The sequence below is a fragment of the Gemmatimonadaceae bacterium genome (assembly GCA_020852815.1).
Taxonomy (GTDB): Bacteria; Gemmatimonadota; Gemmatimonadetes; order Gemmatimonadales; family Gemmatimonadaceae; genus SCN-70-22.
The window spans coordinates 18,635-38,562 of the sequence record JADZAN010000018.1; the positions used below are offsets into that span (position 1 = coordinate 18,635).

The window sequence follows — 19,928 nt, forward strand, 5'->3', positions numbered from 1 at the left end:
ATGGCGCGGAGGTCCAGCGCCGGATTGCCGGAGCGCCACCGAAACGGCGCCTTCTTCGACGGCCCTCGCGCGCCGCCTGCATTCGCGTAGGCGTCGCCCTTGTCCTTGCATCGCGGCCCACCTCTGTGCAGGCACAGCGCGTCGACACGCTCCGCTTTCGCGTGGAGTGGGAGGTGGTCGAGGGGAGGCATCCGCTTGCCGATTCCCTCGGCGAGCTGTCGGGAATCGCGCTGGACGCGCGTGGTAACGTCTACGTCTCCGACTTCAGCGCGACAACGGTCTGGATCCTCGACGCCGGGGGGCGCTCGGTGGGGCGCGTGGGGCGAAAGGGGCGAGGCCCGGGCGAGTTCGAGGCCCCCACGGGCATTGCAGTTGCGCCTGACGGTAACCTCGTGGTGCGCGACATCAATCGCGTCACGACCTTCGCGCCTGACCCGGCCACAGGGCGCCTCGCGAAGTACGAGGGCGCGTTTGCCGGTCCGTCGATGGCCGATTGGCGCTCAACGTTCGCCACGCGCTTCGACGCGCAGCGCCGCCTGTACTATCCGGCATTCAATGTCGCCAACCGGACCAAGCGAAGCGGTGTGTTCTACATCTTTGCACCCGACGGCCGCCTTACCGACTCGCTCGTCGTTCCACCCTTCCCAGGCGCCCCCGCCCCGACGGCACGCGTGCAGACGAGCGCGACGGGCGGTCGCATGCTTCGCGGGCTGAGTCATGCGCCGTTCGCCCCGCTCCCCAGCTGGGACGTCACCCCACGCGGGACACTCGTGTCGGGAATGGGGAACCGCTACGAGGTGCAGGAAACCGATGCGCGCGGGGCGCTCGTGCGCCGGTATACGCGCGCCCTCCCGCCGGAACCGATACCGCCTCCCCTCCGGCGCGACAGCCTCGCGGCGCTGCGACAACGCCTGGACTCTGTCCCCGTCCCGCTGGAGCGCGTGCAAGGGATGCCGCCAGACGTTCGCGAGGGACGCATACCCGAACGCTTTCCCGCATTCATGGCCGTGCACGCTGCCGCTGACGGGATGCTCTGGATCCGACGCTGGTCGCTCAATCCGCGGGAGAGCGTCTTCGACGTCTTCGCGAGCGACGGCACGCTTCGACACGTCGTGATCCTCCCGCGACCGATCGTCGTCCAACCGACACCAGTCCTTTCCCTGACGCGCGTCGCCGCCATTGGCATCGATGCCGACACCGGTGCCAATACCGTGATCGTGCTGCGCGCGATGCGATAGCGCGCGAAGCGTTAGCGCGCGCCGCGATCGATCACAAGGACAAAGGGCGACCCACCCGCGGGCCGCCCTTTCCGTTCACGTCATGCGACTGGCGAACCGCTACCGCTTCACCGCGAACCGATCCAGGTCCATCACCTTCGCCCACGCACGCACAAAGTCGCCGACGAACTTCTCCTTCGCATCATTGCCGGCGTACACCTCGGCCAGCGCCCGCAGCTGCGAGTTGGAGCCGAAGATCAGGTCCACGCGCGTCGCCGTCCACTTCACCTCGCCGGTGGTGCGGTCGCGACCCTCGTAAAGGCCGAGCCCCTCGCTGAGCGGCTTCCACGCCGTCCTCATGTCGAGGACGTTGACGAAGAAGTCGTTGGTGAGCGTTCCCGGCGTGGTGGTGAAGACGCCGTGCGCCGCGCCGGCGTGGTTGGCACCCAGCACGCGCAACCCGCCGACGAGGACGGTCATCTCCGGCGCGGTGAGGGTGAGGAGCTGCGCCTTGTCGACGAGCAGTTCCTCTGCTGTGACGCTGTAGGCCTGCCGCTGGTAGTTGCGGAAACCGTCGGCGATGGGCTCCAGCAGGTCGAACGACTCCACGTCGGTCTGGTCCTGCGTGGCGTCCATGCGCCCCGGGGTGAAGGGGACCTGGACGTCGACGCCCGCCTTCTTCGCCGCCGCCTCGACGGCCGCGCAGCCGCCGAGGACGATGAGGTCGGCGAGCGAGACCTTCTTCCCCCCGCCCACGCTCGCGTTGAACTCCCGCTGGATGGTCTCGAAGATCCTCAGGGCATGCTCGAGCTGGTCGGGCTGGTTGACCTCCCAGCCAACCTGCGGCGTTAGGCGGATGCGCGCCCCGTTGGCACCGCCGCGCTTGTCCGAACCGCGGAAGGTCGACGCCGATGCCCATGCGGTGGAGACGAGCTCCGCGACGGAAAGCCCCGAGGCGAGGAGCTTGCCCTTGAGCGTGGCGACGTCGCGTGCATCGATCAACGGATGATCGACGTCGGGGATGGGATCCTGCCAGATGAGCACCTCCGACGGGACGAGCTTGCCGAGGTAGCGCGAACGCGGTCCCATGTCGCGATGCGTGAGCTTGAACCACGCCCGCGCAAACGCATCAGCGAACTGCTCCCGGTGCGCATGGAAGCGGCGCGAGATCTTCTCGTACTCCGGGTCCATGCGCATCGCGATATCGGCGATGCACATGGCGGGAAGGACCTTCTTCCCCGCGACGTGCGCATCGGGAACGGTGCGCGCATTCTCCTTGTCGGTCGGTTCCCAGATCCACGCGCCGGCCGGCGACTTGACGCACTCCCACTCCCAGCCGAACAGCGTGTCGAAGTAGCCGTTGTCCCACGTGGTCGGCGTCGGCGTCCACGCCCCCTCGAGCCCGGAGGTGGTGGTGTACTCACCCTTGCCCGTGCCGAGTGCGTTGATCCAGCCGAGTCCCATCGCCTCGATGGGGGCGCCTTCGGGCTCGGGGCCCACGAGCGATGGATCGCCCGCGCCGTGCATCTTGCCGAATGTGTGGCCGCCGGCGGTGAGTGCGACGGTCTCCTCGTCGTTCATCGCCATGCGCTTGAACGTCTCGCGGATGTCGCGCGCCGAGGCGAGGGGATCGGGCTTCCCGTTAGGCCCTTCCGGATTCACGTAGATGAGCCCCATCTGCACGGCGGCGAGCGGGTTCTCCAACTGGCGCTCGCCGGAGTAGCGCTTGTCGCCTAACCATTCGGCTTCCGCGCCCCAGTAGATGTCCTGCTCCGGCTCCCACACGTCGGCTCTCCCACCGGCGAAGCCGAAGGGCTTGAGCCCCATCGACTCGAGGGCGGCGTTGCCGGCGAGGATGAAGAGGTCGGCCCAGGAGAGTGACTTGCCGTACTTCTGCTTGATGGGCCAGAGGAGGCGGCGCGCCTTGTCCAGGTTCCCGTTATCGGGCCAGGAGTTGAGCGGGGCAAAACGTTGCGTGCCGGTGCTGGCGCCGCCGCGCCCGTCGGCCGTGCGATACGTCCCGGCGGAGTGCCACGCCATGCGGATGAAGAGCGGACCGTAGTGGCCGAAGTCGGCGGGCCACCAGTCCTGCGAATCGGTCATCAGCGCGTGGAGATCCTTCACCACGGCGTCGAGATCGAGCTTCTGGAACTCGGCGGCGTAGTCGTAACCGGCGCCCATGGGATCGCCCAGGGGGCCGTTCTGGTGCAGCATCGAGAGGTTGAGCTGTTTGGGCCACCAGTCGCGATTGGAACGGCCGCCAGCCGTCGTGTGGGCACCGTGCATGACCGGGCACTTGCCGGTGCTGCTGCCGTTGTGTCCTTCCATGGGATTGCTCCTTCGGAATCGACCGGAGGGTGTTCGGTCGGTGGGTTCGGTAGGGGATGTCGCGCTCGGGGGCACAGCACGCGTGCGCGACAACCGGATGATAAAGCGATCGACGCGATGGTGAGTTTCCCGGGGAAACGCGGCAAATGGCGAACGGGAATCGCGCGGGTAAAGCTCCCGTGCGCCACGCGCCCACCTTTCCTCCTGGCGTACGGTGCTGCAACATCCCCTGCCCCCAGCGCGTACACCGGGGGGCGCCGACGCGCCCGCCCTCCTCCGTCACCCCTCCTCGTCGATGCCTAACGTCAGCCGGACGCTCGCGCTTGCCGCGACGCTGCTCCTCCCCTCGCTGCTCGCGGCCCAGACCTACCCGAGCAAGACCGACCCGCGCAACAACCTCAGGCCGGGCAAGACCGACGCCGGCGTCGCGGCGCGCAACATGCGGCTCGTCTCCAACACGCCGCGCCCCGCGGGGCTCGACACCACGCGCGGCCTCACCTTCGCCAACTCGGACCTGGCGTTCGGTGACAAGTACGTCTACCAGGGGAACTTCGCCGGCTTCTCCATCTGGGACATCAGCGAGCCGACAAAGCCGAAGCTGGTCTCCACGGTGCAGTGCATCACCTCACAGGGCGATCCGTCGATCTACCGCAACCTGCTCTTCATTTCCGCCGAGGGAATGGGGAACCGCAACGATTGCGGCAACGGCGGGGTGAAGGATCCCAAGGACCACATGGCGGGAGTTCGCATCTTCGACGTGTCCAATCCGGCGGCGCCGCGCCTCGTGAAGAACGTGCAGACGTGCAAGGGGTCGCACACGCACACACTGGTCCCCAGCTACAAGGACGAGAACATCCTCTACGTGTACGTGTCGGGGAGCCAGGGGGCGCGGCAGGAGAGCGACCTCGCCGGGTGCAAGGCGGGGACCGACCCGGCCGACGAGTCGAACGCGATGTTCCGCCTCGACGTGATCAAGGTGGACCTCCGCGCGCCGGAGAAGGCAGAAGTGGTGACGGGGGCGCGCATCTTCACCGGGCTCGGCGCCGCGCCTCGCGCGGCCGGCCGGCCGGCACGCATGCGTCCGCGCGCGGCGGGTGACACCACCCAGGCCCCCGTGCCGACGGGGCCGTGGAACTGCCACGACGTGACGGCCTATCCGGAAGCCAAGCTGCTGGCGGGCGCCTGCGCCAGCTACGGACTCCTCGTCGACATCTCCAACCCGGAAAAGCCGGTGCGCCTGGATGCGAAGGCCGACACCAACTTCTCGCTCTGGCACACCGCGGTCTTCAGCAACGACGGCAAGAAGGTGGTGTTCACCGACGAGTGGGGGGGCGGGACGTCGCCCATGTGCCAGGCCAACTCGATGATGGAGATGGGGGGGAACACGATCCTCACGGTCGACGGGAAGAAGTCGTTCAAGCAGCGCGCCTACTTCAAGATTCCCACGGCGCAGACGGAGCAGGAGAACTGCGTATCGCACAACGGCGGGCTGATTCCGGTGCCGGGGCGCGACATCATGGTGCAGGGGTGGTACCAGGGCGGGGTGAGCGTGATGGAGTTCACCGACCCCGATCACCCGAAGGAACTCGCCTTCTTCGACCGCGGCCCGATCGACAACCCGCCGGGTGTAGACGTCCCGGTGACGCCGCAGCCGGAAGGGGCGCGTCGCGGCCAGCGCGGGACGATTGGCGGGTCGTGGGGGGCATACTACTGGAATGGACTCGTGTACTCGTCGGAAATCGACCGCGGCTTCGACATTCTCGAGTTGGAGCCGAGTGACCAGTTGTCGAAAAACGAACTGGAAGCGGCCAAGCTCGTGCGCTTCGTGCAGTACAACCCGCAGAGCCAGCCAAGGATCGTGTGGCCGGCGGCCTTCCCGGTGGTGCGATCATACCTCGACCAGTTGGTGCGCGCACAGGGGCTCGCCGCCGATCGCACGACGGCGATCGGCAGCGCGCTCGACGCGGCCGAGGCGCAGCAGGGGAAGGGGCGCCGCGACGCGCTCGACGCGCTGGCGAAGCAGGTGGACAAGGACGTTGCCGGCGCGAAAGACTCCGCGCGCGTGAAGGCGATGTCCGACGCCATCAAGGCGCTGGCGAAGGCCAGCTAGCAGGGCGCGACTACCACACCGATCTCATACCGATTCCATCAGGGCACCGGCCATGTGCACCATTCGCAGTTTAGTCATCGCAACGCTTGTCGTCGTCGCCAGCCTGGCGGGGCAACCGCGATCGCTCGCCGCCCAGCACGAGGGGCATCACATGGCGGAGATCAAGGTCCCGCCCGGCGCCGCGTACACGGTGGCCGACGTGCAATTCATGCAGGGGATGATTGCGCATCACGCGCAGGCGATCCACATGTCGCGCATGGCCGAGTCGCACAAGGCGAGCCCGCGCTTGTTGCGGCTGGCGATCAAGATCGACCAGTCGCAGGTGTCGGAGATTCGGATCATGCAGGAGTGGCTCAAGTCCAACGGGCAGGTGGCGCCCGACACGTCGTCGTGGCGCACGATGCGGATGGCGGGGATGCTGACCACGGAGCAGCTCGCGGAGCTGGACGCGGCCGCGGGGGTGCAGTTCGACCGCCTGTACCTGCGCTACATGATCATGCACCACGAAGGGGCGCTGCAGATGGTGAAGGAGCTGCTGGCCAGCCCGGGGGCGGCGCAGGAAGTCGACGTGAACGTCTTTGCCAATGACGTGGTGAGCGTGCAGACGGCCGAGATCGGGGCGATGCGGCAGATGCTGTCGCAGCTCCCCGCGAAGTGACCGACGCTCTCGCCGGGCGTTCGCGCCCCCCTCAACCGAAGGACTCGATGCCTAACGCCCGACGCTCGCTCGCCCTGGCTGCGATGCTCCTCCTCGCGTCGCCGCTCCTCCCGTTGCGGCTGGCGGCCCAAACGTACCCGAGCAAGACCGACCCGCGCTCCCGGCTCAAGCCCGGGCGCTTCGACGCCGGCGAGGCGGCCAGCAACATGCGCCTCATCTCCACCACACCCAAGCCGGGGATCCTGGACTCCACGCGCGGCCTCACCTTCATCAGCTCGGACCTGGCCTTCGCGGGAAAGTACGTCTACCAGGGGAACTTCTCCGGCTTCACGATCTGGGACGTGAGCGACGCGGCAAAGCCGACGATCGTCTCGGCGGTGGCGTGCGTGACCTCGCAGGGCGATCCGTCCATCCATGGCAACCTGCTCTTCCTGTCGGCCGAGGGGGCGGGGAACCGCAATGACTGCGCGAAGGGCGGATGGAAGGACCCCAAGGACCACATGGCCGGGGTCCGCATCTACGACGTCTCCAACCCGGCGCAGCCGCGGCTGATCAAGAACGTGCAGACGTGCAAGGGGTCGCACACGCACACGATCGTCCCCAGCACGAAGGACAAGGGGATCATCTATCTCTACGTCTCGGGCTTCCAGGGGGCACGCCCGGAGGCGGAGATGCCGGGATGCCGCGAGGGGACGGACGCCGCGGACGAGACGAACTCGCTCTATCGCCTCGACATCATCAAGGTCCCGCTGGCGCACCCCGAACGGTCGGAGGTGATCACCGGGGCGCGCGTCTTCACGGGACTCGATGCGGCGCCGGCGGTGCAGGGGCGCGAGTCGTTCTTCGGGAATTCGGGGCCGCGCAACTGCCACGACGTGACGGTGTACCCGGCGGCGAAGCTGCTGGCGGGGGCGTGCGGCTCGCACGGGATCCTCGTCGACATCTCCAACCCGGAAAAGCCGATCCGGCTCGACGCGCGCACCGACACCAACTTCTCCATCTGGCATACCGCCGTCTTCTCCAACGACGGAAAGAAGGTCGTCTTCACCGACGAGTGGGGGGGCGGGACATCGCCCATGTGCCAGGCCAACTCGCCGATGGAGATGGGAGGAAACACGATCCTCACGCTCGACGCGAAGAAGAGGTTCACCCCGCACGCGTACTTCAAGATCAACACCGCACAGACGGCCGAGGAGAATTGCGTGTCGCACAACGGCGGGCTGATTCCCGTGCCGGGGCGCGACATCATGGTGCAGGGATGGTACCAGGGCGGGGTGAGCGTGATGGAGTTCACCGACCCCGATCACCCGAAGGAACTCGCCTATTTCGACCGCGGCCCGATCGACAACCCGCCGGGTGTCGACGTCCCGGTGACGCCGCAGCCCGAGGGGGCACGTCGCGGCCAGCGCGGGACGATTGGCGGGTCGTGGGGGGCGTACTACTGGAACGGCTACATCTACTCGTCGGAACTCGACCGCGGCTTCGACATTCTCGAACTCACGCCGAGCGACCAGCTGTCGAAGAACGAGATCGAAGCGGCAAAGCTGGTGCAGTTCCGCGAGTACAACCCGCAGAGCCAACCCAGACTCGAATGGCCGGCCGCCTTCCCGGTGGTGCGGTCGTATCTCGACCAGTTGGTGCGGTGGCAGGGGCTCGACGCGACGCGCACGACGGCGATCGGGAGCGCGCTCGACGCCGCGGAAGCACAGCAAGGGGGGGCGCGCCGCGCGGCGTTGGGCGCGCTGGCGAAGCAGGTGGAGCGCGACGTTGCCGGCGCGAAGGACTCGGCGCGCGTGAAGCTGCTGGCGGACGCGATCAAGGCGCTGGCACGGGTCACGCGATAGCCGTCGACTGTACGCCGGGAATGGCGCGGGACGTGAGGGCTCCATAACGAGGCGCTGAAGTCGTCAGCTCGGCCTTCAGGTGCAAGCGAGCGCGACAGCGGTGGGCAGATGCGCGTCGCGTCGTTGGGCTGCCCCCCTTCCGTCACCATCCAGACGGTGCAGATTCCTGTGGAGGAGAAGACGACGGCTCGGGGCACTGACCGCCTTGCAGCCGCAATTCGGGAGGGCTTACGCTGAGGGGGGAGGTGTGGAGTGGTGATACGGTCCAGGTGCAACCCGAGCGAAACGCCACGCACGATTTGGGTGTCGCCCGCGGTGATCGCGAGGAGGTGTCGCCCTCCCTGAGTGCGATGGGCGTGTCTCACTCGTGTGCCCATCGGGTTCGTCCTGAGCGCAGACGCGCCTGACGCCCCCCGACCGACCGCCGCGCTGCAGTCCCGCGCGACTCACCTCTCCGCGTAGCCCTCCCATCATGCGCTCGCCTGCGCTCTCACAGTCGCAACACGACGCCCTCTCGATCCTGCTGGCCTGCCTCGACGACGCAGGCGTCTGGTATCGCGCGACCGGAGGATTGGCGGGGAATGTCCACGGATCGCGTTGGCCGTTGCACGACATCGACGTGGACGTCCGCAAGGACGATTGGCCGCTCGTGCTCTCGGCGGTGGGCGATTTTGTCGAGACGGCGCCGCGGCCATACGAGGATGGCGAATGCCGGGTGGTCCTGGCGAATGCGATCATCGAGGGGGTGAGCGTCGACATCGCGCAGTTGGAGGATGCCTATGTGCAGGAGGACGGCGCATGGGTCGCCCTCGACGCCGACCCGAGCCGGCGCGAACTCCACGACTGGAGCGATTTCTCGATCTGGGCCATCCCACTGCGCGACCTCATCGCCTACAAGACGCGCATGGGACGCGTCGCCGACCTCGCGGAGTTGCGCCACCTGCTGTGAGCCGGCGGTGCGCTCTGGCGCAGGGCGTGCCTGGTGCCGCATGATTCCGGAGCGCGCTGCATCGCGCTCGATTCCTGGACCAACCATGCGCTGCACCCTCGCCCTCATCTGCATTTGCGCCGTCACGGCCGGTGCGCAGTCGCCCCCCAGCTTTGCCGGCGAGTGGGTGCGCGTGGATAGCGCCCCCGCCAGGCCCACCGTTGCTGCCACGGGCGACGCCGCCTTCCGGACCGGCGACATGGGGAGCGGCTGGGGGGCGCCGATCACGATCCGGCAGACGCACGACTCGCTGGTTGTCGAGTACGTGCAGTTCTCCACCTACGACTTGCAGCCGCGGCAGCGCCTTGCCTTTGCACTTGACGGGAGCGAGACGCGCAACCGCGTGATCGTGGGGCACGCCGAGTCCCTCCAGCGCGCGCGGGCCACGTGGCGCGGGAGCGAACTCGTGATCACCACGCTGCATCCGGCGCCGGCCGACGTGTCGTCCACCCCAACCCAGGTGCAGCAGGTGCTGTCGCTTGACGCGAGCGGGCACCTGGTCGTGGAGACCACGCGTCCCGGCTTTCGCGGGGCGAACGTGGTGCGCACCAGCTACGCCAGGCGCTGACGGGGCGCGTGCGTCAGGCGCCGGCGTACCATGCGGGCGTACGGCGCGGCGCTCTGTTGCTACTTCCGTGCTGGCGGCTGGTACGGGTCGCGCGCGCCGATGGGGACGTTGGGGAAGCGCTGGACGCTCTCGTCAAAGATCCCGACCAGCGAGTCGAAGCGCGCGATGGCCCACGGGTTCACGTCCTTGATGTCGGTCTCCTCGCGCGGGTCGGAGCGCAGATTGAACAGGCGCATCAGCGGCGGCTCGGTGACGCGCGGCTCGGGCTGGAAGGCGTAGTGGAACTTCCAGTCGTGCCACTTCACCGCGCGCACCTGGTTGCCGGTGAACATGAGGACCGACTCGCGCGCGGAGCGCGGTTGCTGTCGCGTGAGGTACGCCAGCTGGTTGATGCCATCGAACGGGCGGTCGGTGGGGACGATGGCGCCGCCCACCGCGGCGGCGATGGTCGGAAAGAGGTCGAGTTCGTGGATGATGCCATCCAGCGTTTGTCCACGCGGGATGCGCCCCACCCAGCGCACCACGCATGGCGTGCGCACGCCGCCTTCCATCACCGTGTTGTAGAAGCCGCGCCATGGCCCCGAGGTCCCGCGCCACGGGCGCCGCCCCTCGGCGCCGTTGTCGGTGCACCAGAAGAGGAGCGTGTTGCGATCCAGCCCCAGGCGGTGAAGTGCGCCAGTGATGAGCCCCACGTTGAAGTCGACGTCGGCCATCGAGTCGCCGATGTCGCCGGCCCCGGTCTTCCCCGCGAAGTCGGGATGCGCCAGGGTGGGGAAGTGGATCTGCGTCATGGGGTAATACAGGAAGAACGGCTTCCCGGCGCGCGCGTTCTTCTCGATGAAGGCAACGCCGCGCCGCGCTGCCTCACGATCGACCAGGCGCCTGGTCTGCGTGTCGAAGATCGAGACGCGGCGCGGCGCCTCGCCCGTCTTCTGCTCCCAGATGAACGACGAGTCGTTGGGCGCGGGGCGCAGTTCGGGGGCCTGCATCCACTGCGCTTCGTTGGAGGTATTGGGGATCCCGTACCATTCGTCGAAGCCCTGGTCGACCGGTGTGCGTCCGCGTACCCAGTCGGTCCCACCCAGGTGCCACTTGCCGAAGAGTGCGGTGGCGTAGCCGAGTCCCTTGAGCGCCTCGGCGATCGTGACTTCCCAGAGCGTGAAGCCGGCGCCCTGGGTGGCGCCGGTGCGAATCGCATACCGTCCCGTCATGAGCGCGGCGCGCGAGACGGTGCAGGAGAACTCCACGTTGAAGTTGTCGAGGCGAGCTCCCTGCGCGGCGATGCTGTCGATATGCGGGGTGGGGACACCGCGCACGCTCCCGTAGGCCCCGACCTCGCCCCACCCCAGGTTGTCGGGAAAGATGAGGACGATGTTGGGGCGTTGCGGCTGCCGGCTGGCGCGCTGGGCACCGAGGGGGGTGACCGCCACGAGCGGGACGAGCAAGGTGGCGAGCGACAGCAGCGGCGGCAGCGGCGGCAGCGGCGGTGGGCGCAGGCGCATGGTTGGGGGCTCGGGAGGTGAGGCGCGGCAAGCTTAGCGTCGATGACGGGGGTTGTCACGCCAGTTGCGCCGACCCCGGACGCATCGGCGCTGCGCCCCGCCATGGCGACCGCTTCGCCGGTTGCGCCCCGGCTCTCTTTTCCGCAGCGTGCAGCCGTTCGCGGCGCGCCGTCGTGCGGGTACTGCGCCTGTCGGCGCGCGCGCGTCCGATTTCATCTGCTCGCTCCGCTCGCTCTGCCCGCGTTCGCTCGCTCCGCTCCGCTCGCTCTGCACTCGTCCGCCCCACAGCGCCCCGCATGCCTCCTCGCCCGACCCAGCTCCTCTCGCTCGTCCTCCTTGCCGTGGCCGTCCCGCACGGTGCGCCTCGCGCGCAGGACGTTCCCACGCGCGACGTGCGCTTCACCACCAACGAGGGGACGTGGATCTCACTCGACGTCTCGCGCGATGGTGGGACGATCGTCTTCGAGTTGCTCGGCGACCTGTGGGCGATTCCCTCGCTCGGGGGGCGCGCACGGCGCGTGGCCGATGGCGCGGCATTTCAGTCGCAACCGCGGTTTGCGCCTGACGGGAATCGCCTGGCCTATGTGAGCGATGGCTCCGGCTCCGACAACATCTGGGTTGCGGCGGGCGACGGCAGTGGCGCACGCGCGCTGACGCGACTTGCGCGCGCGACGGTGCTGTCGCCGGAGTGGTCGAGCGACGGCCGGTCGATTTTCGCCACGGTGATCGACGCTCGGGTGGCGGAGTTGTGGCGATTCGATGCGACCACCGGCGAGGGGAGCCGCGTGGTGGCGAACGGCGCGGGTGCGCCGTCGCCGCTCGTGTCGAGCCCGGCGCCAGGCGTGTACGGGGCACACGCGACGCGCGACGGGCGCTGGCTGTACTATGCGAGCGTGACGCCGCGCCCCTATGGGAGCCGGAGCGGGGCGTCGAGCCGACTCGTCAGGCGCGACCTGGGCTCGGGGCGCGACGCTCCCGTGGCGACGGACCTGGCGACGGCAATGAAGCCGCTCACGTCGCCGGATGGGCGCTGGCTCCTGTATGGTGCCGACTCGCGCGGGCGCGCCGGGTTGCGGCTGCGCGACCTGGCGTCGGGCGAGGAGCGCTGGCTGGCCTGGCCGACGCAACGTTCCGAGCTGGAGGCGCGCGCCTCGCGCGACGTGCTGCCTAACGTGGCGTTCACGCCGGACGGACGTGCGGTGATGGCCGCGTTCGGGGGGAAGATCCATCGACTCGACGTGGCCTCGGGGCGCGATGACGTCATCCCGTTCGAGGCCGATGTGGCGATGACGGTGCCGGCGCCGCTGCGCCTGGCGGTCGCCGTGGACAGCGGTGCCGTGCGGTCGCGCATCCTGTTGCAGCCGGCGGTGAGCGCGGCCGGGGAGCTGGCCTTCTCCACGCTGGCGGCGCTGTACGTGTCGTCGGCCGACGGGCGCACGGTGCGGCGGGTGACGCCGGCGGCGCACCCGCGCGAGTTCATGCCGGCCTGGTCGCCCGACGGGCGGTGGCTCGCCTTCGTGACGTGGGATTCGACAGGGGGCGCGGTGTGGAAGGTGGCGGCGGGGGGTGGGGTGCCGCAGCGACTGACCACGATGCCGGGCTACTACATCGATCCGGTGTGGACCCTCGATGGTCGCGACGTGGTGGCGATTCGCGCCCCGCTTGGCGTGGCGCGCGCGCAGCCGGTCCCGGTTCCCGTGGGGGGAGAGGTGATTCGCATCCCCGGCGACGGGGGCGCGCCGCGCGTGGTGGCGGAGGCGAGTGGGGGGCGGCATCCGCAGTTCGCCGGCGACACGGCGAGCGTGTGGCTCGTTGCGCCTGACGGCCTTGTCCGCCTCCCGCTCGACGGCACGGGGCGCCGCGTGGCGGCGCAGCTACCGTCGATGCCGGGCCCGGGCGGCTTCCCGCTCGCCGCCGACTACCGCGTGTCGCCCGACGCTCGCGCGGTCCTCGTCCTGCAGGGTGACCGCCTCGCCGTGTATCCCCTTCCCGACGTTGGCGCGCCCCCAGCGCTGGCACCGGCGAGCGCGCGAGAGCTGTCGCGCCGCGCGCCGGCAGGATTCGCGTGGGGGAGCGACGGGGCGGTGCATTGGTTCGAGGGGCGGCGCTGGTTCCGGGCCGGCGCCGACGGCACCGCGCCGCGCGACGTGACGCTCGAGGTCGCCGTCCCTCGCGCACGCGCGACAGGGACGGTGGTGCTGCGGGGGGCGCGCGCGATCACGATGAAGGGCGACCAGGTGGTGACGAACGCCGACCTCGTCGTGACCGACAACCGGATCGTCGCGGTGGGGAAGCGCGGGACGGTCGCGATCCCGCCAGCTGCACGCATCGTGGACGTCACGGGAAAGACGATCGTCCCCGGGTATGTCGACGTGCACGCGCACTGGCAGCTGCGACACGAGCTGCTGGAGCCGGAGGCGCCGTCGGTGCTGGCCAACCTGGCGTACGGTGTGACGACGATCCGCGATCCCCAAACGACGGCCGACATCTTTGCCTATGCCGACCTGGCCGAGACGGGGGCAATGCCCAGCCCGCGGATCCTTTCCGCCGGCCCGGGACTGTTCGCCGAGCGCAACTTCCAGTCGCTGGCGGAAACGCGGGAGGAGCTGCGGCGCTATCGCGACGACTACGGGACGCGCTACCTCAAGTCGTACATGGTGGGGAACCGCGCGCAGCGGCAATGGGTGGTGCAGGCGAGCCGCGAGCTGGGGATGCTCCCCACCACCGAGGGGGGCGCCGACACCAGGATGGACCTGACGCATGCGCTGGACGGCTTTGCCGGGAACGAGCACGCGCTCCCCACGGCACCGCTGTACCGCGACGCAGTTGCTGGCACAAAGCGGGATTGCCTACACGCCGACCTTGCTGGTGTCGTTCGGCGGCGCGCTCCCGATCTTCCGCCTGTTGCACGACGAGCGCCCGTATCGCGATCCTCGCCTGCAGCACTTCTTCCCGCCGGACGAGCTGTACACGCGCACGGCCACGCGGTTGCTGGCCTTTGCCGACGAGGACTACAACGATCGCGAGACGGCGGCTGGGGCGACCAGCGTGCTGCGCGCCGGCGGGCTGGTGGCGTTAGGCGGCCACGGCGAGATGCAGGGGCTCCAGGTACACTGGGAGATGCGCCTCCTGGCGGCCGGCGGGATGACACCGCACGAGGTGCTGCGTGTGGCAACGATCAACGGCGCGCGCGCGCTGGGGCTGGAGGGTGCCCTGGGGTCGCTCGAACCGGGAAAGCTCGCCGACGTGGTGATCCTCGACCGCAACCCGCTCGCCGACATCCGCAACAGCGCCTCGGTGCGCTGGGTGATGCAGAACGGGACGCTGTACGACGCGGCAACGCTGGCCACGGTCTGGCCCGCGGCACGCCCGGCACCGTCCATGTGGTGGCGTGTGGGGGGCATCGGGGGGGAGGCTCGTCAGGCAGCGCCGGTCCCGTACGACCTCGTCATTCGCGGCGGGACGGTGGTCGATGGCACGGGTGCGGCGCGCTACCGCGCCGACGTGGCGGTCGCCGGGACTGAGATCGTGAAGGTGGCACCAGCGATCGCGCCCAACGGGGCGCGCACGATCGACGCGCGTGCTCTGGTGGTGGCGCCTGGCTTCATCGACAACCACGCGCACATGGTCACCCTCGAGCAGCACCCCCTGGCCGAGAACTTCGTGCGGCAGGGGATTACGACGATCATGGCGTCGCTGCACTCGCAGGAGCAGCCCTGGCCCATGGACGCGTACGTGGGGCGCGTGCACATGGCGCCTAACGTGGGCCTGTTCGCGGGACACACCTGGATTCGCAAGCGCGTGATGGGACTGGCGGACCGGCCCCCCACGCCTGGCGAGCTGGCGCACATGCAGGCGCTCGTCGACTCCACGATGCGGGGCGGGGCCTTCGGGCTGGCGACGGGGCTCGAGTACGTCCCGGCCACCTACGCCACGACCGACGAGCTGGTGGCGCTGGCCAGTGTCGCGGCGTCGTACGGCGGCGGCTACGTGACGCACATGCGTGACGAGGGGGTGCAGCTGCTCGCATCGGTGGACGAGGCGATCGCGATCGGGAAGCGCGCCGGCCTGCGCGTCCTCATCAACCATCACAAGGTGACGGGAGCGGCGCAGTTTGGCCGGACGCGCGAATCACTCGCGCACATCGACGCCGCCGTGCGCGCCGGACAGCGCGTGGCGCACGACCTCTATCCGTACACCGCCTTCAGCACCTACTCCGACATCATGTTCCCGCCCTGGGTGCTGGCCGACGGCGCGTCGGCGTTCGCCGCGCGGGTGGCCGATGCCACGACGCGCGCACGGCTCGTGGCCGAGATGATCCCGCGCTTCACCGAGCAGGCGGGGCGCGGCCCGGAGAGCATCCAGTTCCGCGAGGTGCCGGGCGATACCACGCTGCAGGGAAAGACGCTCGCCGAGTACCTGCGGGGGCGTGGCGAGCCAGTCACCGTCGCCGGGGCCGTGGATGCGCTCATCCGGTTGCAACTGGCGGGAGGGTTCATCGGGATCTTCCACGGCATGGACGAGGGAGACGTGGAGCGCGTGATGCGCCACCCGCTGTCGATGTTCGAGAGCGACGGCGACCTCACGGCGCGCGGCCTCGGCGTTCCGCACCCGCGCAGCATCGGATCGTTCCCGCGCGTGCTGGGGCGCTACGTGCGCGAGCGGCGCGTCCTCACCCTCGAGGGGGCGGTGCACAAGATGACGGCGCAGGCGGCCGACTGGTGGGGGGTGGCGGATCGCGGGCGCATTGCCCCGGGGATGCGGGCGGACCTGGTGCTCCTCGACCCGAAAACGGTCGGCGATGCCGGGTCGTACACCGATCCGCACCATGACCCCACGGGGATCCACGCGGTGGTGGTGAATGGCGTGATCGTGCTGCAGGATGGAGTGATGACGGGAGCGACCCCCGGGGAGTTCCTGCGTCGGCGGTGAGCGACGATCGCGAGCGTCCCGGCGTGCTGGAGGAACGGGCAGGAGCTGCAACGTGTTACTTCTCGACTAACCACGAACCGACGCAACGGACTTCATGTCGAACATGACGGTACGGCTGCACGCTGCGTTCAACTACTTCACCCCACCGCGCCCGCTCTCGCCGCACGAGGCGCTGCAGCTGCGGGTGCTCGCCGGCGGTGCGTTGCTGGGGCTCGCCGTCGCCTTGATCTCGGCGCTCGTCACCGTCGCCTTCTACACCAACTTTCCGCCCACCGTCATCGTGCTCTTCGGCATCGGGTGTGCCGCGTTGCTCGTGGCGACGCGCGCCGGCGGTCGGCTGACGACGTTGCGGAGGGCGTCGCTGGTCCTGGTGGGGGGCTTTCTGACGGTGCAGAGTCTGCAGACCGTCGAGTTCGATCCGAGTACGCTCAAGTGGCTCACGCTCCTCCCGCTCATCGCGCTCCTTCTGGCCGATGCGCCGCAGAACGAACGCCAGGACGAGCGGCCCATGCGGGCGCTCTGGGGTGGCACTGCCCTCGCCCTGGTGCTCGCCGCCTTCATCCTGATCGCCAATCGCCTGGGGTGGACGGCGCACTTCGACCACGCCGACACAAAGGTCCATGGCGTCTCGGTCGTCGCCATCATCGACTACGCGATGTTTGTCCTGAGCGTGGCGGGGCTCCTCTCGCTGCATCGCGTGGCGTTGCGCCGAATGGAGCACGAGCTGCGGACGCTTCGCACCATGCTTGCGGTGTGCGCCTGGTGCCGGCGCGTGCATGACGACGCGGAAGGATGGGTGACACCCGATCGCTACATCGCTCGGCGCGGCGATCACACCCTGACACACGGGATGTGTCCCGATTGCGATCGCACGATGAAGCAACAGCTGACGTAGTTGGGTGGTCGTTGGAAGCGCGCGCGTTGTTCCCAATAGTCCCCATTTCATGCAGCGAATGTTGCGGGTATCTCACGATGACGTGGTCGCGGTCGGCATCTGCGGCCTGATTCGGGAAAGCGCGGTGGAGACGCTACGTGAGCGGCTCGACGAGCGCCCGGAACTGGCAACGATGCGCATTGTGGATATGCATGGCGTGGCGCGATCGCTCCTGCACGTGGTGGCCGACTGGCCCGGGCATCTCGCGCGCGGTGGAGCGTTGGTGGAATTGCTGGCCGCTGCCGGCGCCGACGTGAACGCGGCGGTCACGCATCCGACGGACACCATGGCTGCCGAGACGCCGCTGCATTGGGCCGCTAGCAGCGGCGATGTTGCCGTACTCGAGGCGCTCCTCGATGCAGGCGCCGACCTCGAGGCGCCGGGGGCGATCCTGACGGGCGGCACGGCGATGTCGGACGCGGTCGTTTTCGCGCAGCGGCGATCGGCCCGTGCGTTGCTCGCACGCGGGGCGCGCACCACGCTGTGGCAGGCCGCCTACCTCGCGCTGCTCGATCGCGTGCGCGCGGCTTGCGAGGGCAACGATCCGCCATCGGCGCGCGACTGCACCAACGCGCTGTGGCATGCCTGTCGCGGCGGCGCACGGGAAGTCGTGGAGTACCTGGTGACGCGCGGAGCCGACGTGAACTGGCTCGGACATGATCACAAGACGCCGCTCGACGCGGCGTACGATGCCGATGATCCGGCGCTCATCGACTGGTTGCGCGCGCACGGGGCGCGCCGCGCAGCGGATTTGTAGCTCCGCGAACCGGTCGACATCCCCCACACCCACCACGCACGCACCGCCATGCTTTGTGCACCGCGCTCGTTCCCGTTAGGCATCCGGCGCCCCCTGGTGTCGCTGGCCGCGCCGTTGCTCGTTTGCATCGCGATACCGCTCGCGGCGCAGCGGGCCAGTGTCGGCGCTGAGGCGGTGGGGATTGGGGTGCGTGCCCTCACGCGCCTGGACGAACTGGCCCTTCCGCGCACGGCGGCACGCGTGGGGGCCTTCTCCAGCGCCGACCCGTCGGGCGAGAACGACGACGGCTTCAGCGGGAAGCACTCGTTCCTGCGCCGCGAGGGGGATGGGTTCGTGATCGCCGACCTTACCGGTCCGGGAGTCGTGACGCGCATCTGGACGCCCACGCCCACGGACGACCCGGTCGAGTTCTACTTCGACGGCGAGCCGACCCCTCGCCTGGTGGTCCCCTTCCGTCGCCTCTTCGTGGACGGGGCTCCTCCGTTTCGCGAGCCGCTGGTGGGCTTTGGAGCTGGCGGCTACTACAGCTATGTCCCGATTGCATACGCCCGCTCGCTCAAGGTGATCGTGCGCGGGGCGCGGGTGCAATTCCACCAGATCAACTGGGCTGCGTACCCGGCGGGTTCGACCATCGAGAGCTGGACCCCTCGCGATACCGTGTCGGCGGGGCTGGTAGCTGCCGCGGGGAACGTTGCGGCTGTCGGCACGAACCTCAGCCGCCGCGTGGCCCCGCCGGGGAGCGTGGTCACGCGGCACCTGGCGACGCGCACGTTGCAACCGGGGCGCGCGACGACGGTCTTCGAGGGCACGCGCGGCGGGCGCATCGTCGGCCTGCGCCTGGCGCCGGCCGCCGCGCTCATGGGCGACGACCGCGCGACGCTGGTGCGCGTGACCTGGGATGGCGCCAGCACCCCCGCCATCGAGGCGCCGGTGGAGGACCTGTTTGGCGGGGCGTGGGGGAGGCCGGCGATGGCCGGACTCCTCGCCGGCACGGTGCGCGACACCGCCTACCTCTGGTTCCCCATGCCGTACGACCGCGCGGCACGCATCGAGCTGGTGCAGGCGCCTAACGCCACACCGCGCACCGTCTTTGCCGAGGTGTTCACGAGCGACGTGGCACGGCGCGCGGGCGAGGGGCGCTTCCATGCCATCTGGCGGCACGAGAACCCCACCACCCCCGCGCGCCCCTTCACCTTCCTGCGGAGCGAGGGGCGCGGGCACGTGGTCGGCGTGACGCTGCAGGTGCAAGGGATCGGGACCGACGGGACGCCGTTCTTCGAGGGCGACGACCGCGTGGTGGTGGATGGCGACACGATCGTGAAGGGGACGGGGTCCGAGGATTCGTTCAACGGCGGATGGTACGACATTCCCGGTCGATGGGACGCGCGGCGCTCGTTCCCGCTCTCCGGCGCACTCGGCTACTCCAACGCGCTGGCGCGCACTGGCGGCTACCGCTTCTTCCTGGGCGACGCCTATCCCTGGGCACGCAGCATCGACTTCACGATCGAACACGGCGAGACCGTGCGCAACGAGGTCGCGGGCGACTATGCCTCGGTCACGTACCTCTACGCGACGGCGCCGCTCACCATGCGCTCGACGCCGTGGACCGCGGCCTCGCGACAGCGCGTTGCACCTGACCGCATCACCGTCAACGCCGGCTGGTCGTCGAGCATCACCTTCTTCTCGACGCGATTCGCCAGGATTTCCAAGGAATCGGAGACGGGCGTCGGGCGCTTCCTCTCCTTCGTGGGCGACAGCACGCCGGAGTTGGGGCGACACGTCCTGTCGCTCGGTGTCCCGGTGGCCGTTGCCGGGCGCTATCGCATCTCGATCATCCCGGTGACGGGGCCGGCGCAGGGGGTGGTGCAGCTGCTGCGCGACGACCAGCCCACGGGTTCGCCCGTCGACACGCGCGCCGACTCGCGGCGCGTTGCGCCGCCCATGCCGCTGGGAGAGCTGGAGCTGGGGGCGGGTGACGCTGTCTTGCACCTGCGGATCACGCCCTCGGTGCCGGGTTCACGGCGCGCCGCGCTCGACCTCGTGCGGGTGGTGCTGGAACGCGTGCCGCGGTAGCACGGACAACGCCCCCG

General features: G+C 69.4%; 12 protein-coding genes and 2 pseudogenes. 12 read left to right on the plus strand and 2 right to left on the minus strand.

Annotated features, from left to right (window positions below):
• Positions 1-125 precede the first annotated feature (125 nt).
• Positions 126-1,238: a hypothetical protein gene (locus IT359_10130; protein ID MCC6929336.1), complete on the plus strand. Its 1,113-nt coding sequence runs from the start codon at positions 126-128 to the stop codon at positions 1,236-1,238.
• Positions 1,239-1,337: 99 nt separating this feature from the next.
• On the opposite strand, the gene katG is transcribed toward IT359_10130, so the two are convergent.
• A complete protein-coding gene (gene katG / locus IT359_10135; protein MCC6929337.1) occupies positions 1,338-3,545 on the minus strand; it encodes a catalase/peroxidase HPI in 2,208 nt (735 codons plus the stop codon).
• Positions 3,546-3,840: 295 nt separating this feature from the next.
• On the opposite strand from katG, the gene IT359_10140 reads away from it, so the two are divergent.
• The 5 genes from IT359_10140 to IT359_10160 all read left to right on the plus strand — a co-directional run bounded on the left by IT359_10140 (position 3,841) and on the right by IT359_10160 (position 9,713).
• The gene (locus IT359_10140) at positions 3,841-5,655 is read left to right on the plus strand and encodes a hypothetical protein (protein MCC6929338.1); all 1,815 of its coding nucleotides are present in this window, start codon (positions 3,841-3,843) and stop codon (positions 5,653-5,655) included.
• A 52-nt stretch (positions 5,656-5,707) separates the two neighbouring features.
• Positions 5,708-6,313, plus strand: a complete 606-nt coding sequence (locus IT359_10145; protein MCC6929339.1) for a DUF305 domain-containing protein — start codon at positions 5,708-5,710, stop codon at positions 6,311-6,313.
• Between the two features lie 47 nt (positions 6,314-6,360).
• Positions 6,361-8,157, plus strand: coding sequence for a hypothetical protein (locus IT359_10150; protein MCC6929340.1), 1,797 nt, complete (start codon positions 6,361-6,363; stop codon positions 8,155-8,157).
• A 472-nt stretch (positions 8,158-8,629) separates the two neighbouring features.
• Positions 8,630-9,106 (plus strand): hypothetical protein, encoded by a 477-nt coding sequence (locus IT359_10155; protein ID MCC6929341.1) that lies wholly within the window; start codon positions 8,630-8,632, stop codon positions 9,104-9,106.
• An 85-nt stretch (positions 9,107-9,191) separates the two neighbouring features.
• Positions 9,192-9,713: a hypothetical protein gene (locus IT359_10160; GenBank protein ID MCC6929342.1), complete on the plus strand. Its 522-nt coding sequence runs from the start codon at positions 9,192-9,194 to the stop codon at positions 9,711-9,713.
• Positions 9,714-9,772: 59 nt separating this feature from the next.
• On the opposite strand, the gene IT359_10165 is transcribed toward IT359_10160, so the two are convergent.
• Complete coding sequence (locus IT359_10165) at positions 9,773-11,215, minus strand: sulfatase-like hydrolase/transferase (GenBank protein ID MCC6929343.1); 1,443 nt, start codon at positions 11,213-11,215, stop codon at positions 9,773-9,775.
• A gap of 296 nt (positions 11,216-11,511) precedes the next feature.
• Here IT359_10165 and IT359_10170 point away from each other — a divergent pair.
• From IT359_10170 to IT359_10195, 6 genes and pseudogenes are all read left to right on the plus strand, one after another.
• Positions 11,512-11,835, plus strand: a pseudogene (locus IT359_10170) (PD40 domain-containing protein).
• 381 nt (positions 11,836-12,216) lie between these two features.
• Positions 12,217-12,735, plus strand: a pseudogene (locus tag IT359_10175) (PD40 domain-containing protein).
• A 1,600-nt stretch (positions 12,736-14,335) separates the two neighbouring features.
• Positions 14,336-16,147, plus strand: coding sequence for an amidohydrolase family protein (locus IT359_10180; GenBank protein MCC6929344.1), 1,812 nt, complete (start codon positions 14,336-14,338; stop codon positions 16,145-16,147).
• Between the two features lie 94 nt (positions 16,148-16,241).
• A complete protein-coding gene (locus IT359_10185; GenBank protein MCC6929345.1) occupies positions 16,242-17,042 on the plus strand; it encodes a hypothetical protein in 801 nt (266 codons plus the stop codon).
• Between the two features lie 49 nt (positions 17,043-17,091).
• The gene (locus tag IT359_10190; GenBank protein MCC6929346.1) at positions 17,092-17,838 is read left to right on the plus strand and encodes an ankyrin repeat domain-containing protein; all 747 of its coding nucleotides are present in this window, start codon (positions 17,092-17,094) and stop codon (positions 17,836-17,838) included.
• 48 nt (positions 17,839-17,886) lie between these two features.
• Positions 17,887-19,911, plus strand: coding sequence for a DUF2961 domain-containing protein (locus tag IT359_10195; protein ID MCC6929347.1), 2,025 nt, complete (start codon positions 17,887-17,889; stop codon positions 19,909-19,911).
• Positions 19,912-19,928: the final 17 nt, after the last annotated feature.

Bases quoted from the DNA above. Each gene is read 5' to 3' on its own strand.
- katG (MCC6929337.1), bottom strand. From the start codon at position 3,545: ATGGAAGGACACAACGGCAGCAGCACCGGCAAGTGCCCGGTCATGCAC.
- IT359_10140 (MCC6929338.1), top strand. From the start codon at position 3,841: ATGCCTAACGTCAGCCGGACGCTCGCGCTTGCCGCGACGCTGCTCCTC.
- IT359_10145 (MCC6929339.1), top strand. From the start codon at position 5,708: ATGTGCACCATTCGCAGTTTAGTCATCGCAACGCTTGTCGTCGTCGCC.
- IT359_10150 (MCC6929340.1), top strand. From the start codon at position 6,361: ATGCCTAACGCCCGACGCTCGCTCGCCCTGGCTGCGATGCTCCTCCTC.
- IT359_10155 (MCC6929341.1), top strand. From the start codon at position 8,630: ATGCGCTCGCCTGCGCTCTCACAGTCGCAACACGACGCCCTCTCGATC.
- IT359_10160 (MCC6929342.1), top strand. From the start codon at position 9,192: ATGCGCTGCACCCTCGCCCTCATCTGCATTTGCGCCGTCACGGCCGGT.
- IT359_10165 (MCC6929343.1), bottom strand. From the start codon at position 11,215: ATGCGCCTGCGCCCACCGCCGCTGCCGCCGCTGCCGCCGCTGCTGTCG.
- IT359_10180 (MCC6929344.1), top strand. From the start codon at position 14,336: ATGCGCCTCCTGGCGGCCGGCGGGATGACACCGCACGAGGTGCTGCGT.
- IT359_10185 (MCC6929345.1), top strand. From the start codon at position 16,242: ATGTCGAACATGACGGTACGGCTGCACGCTGCGTTCAACTACTTCACC.
- IT359_10190 (MCC6929346.1), top strand. From the start codon at position 17,092: ATGCAGCGAATGTTGCGGGTATCTCACGATGACGTGGTCGCGGTCGGC.
- IT359_10195 (MCC6929347.1), top strand. From the start codon at position 17,887: ATGCTTTGTGCACCGCGCTCGTTCCCGTTAGGCATCCGGCGCCCCCTG.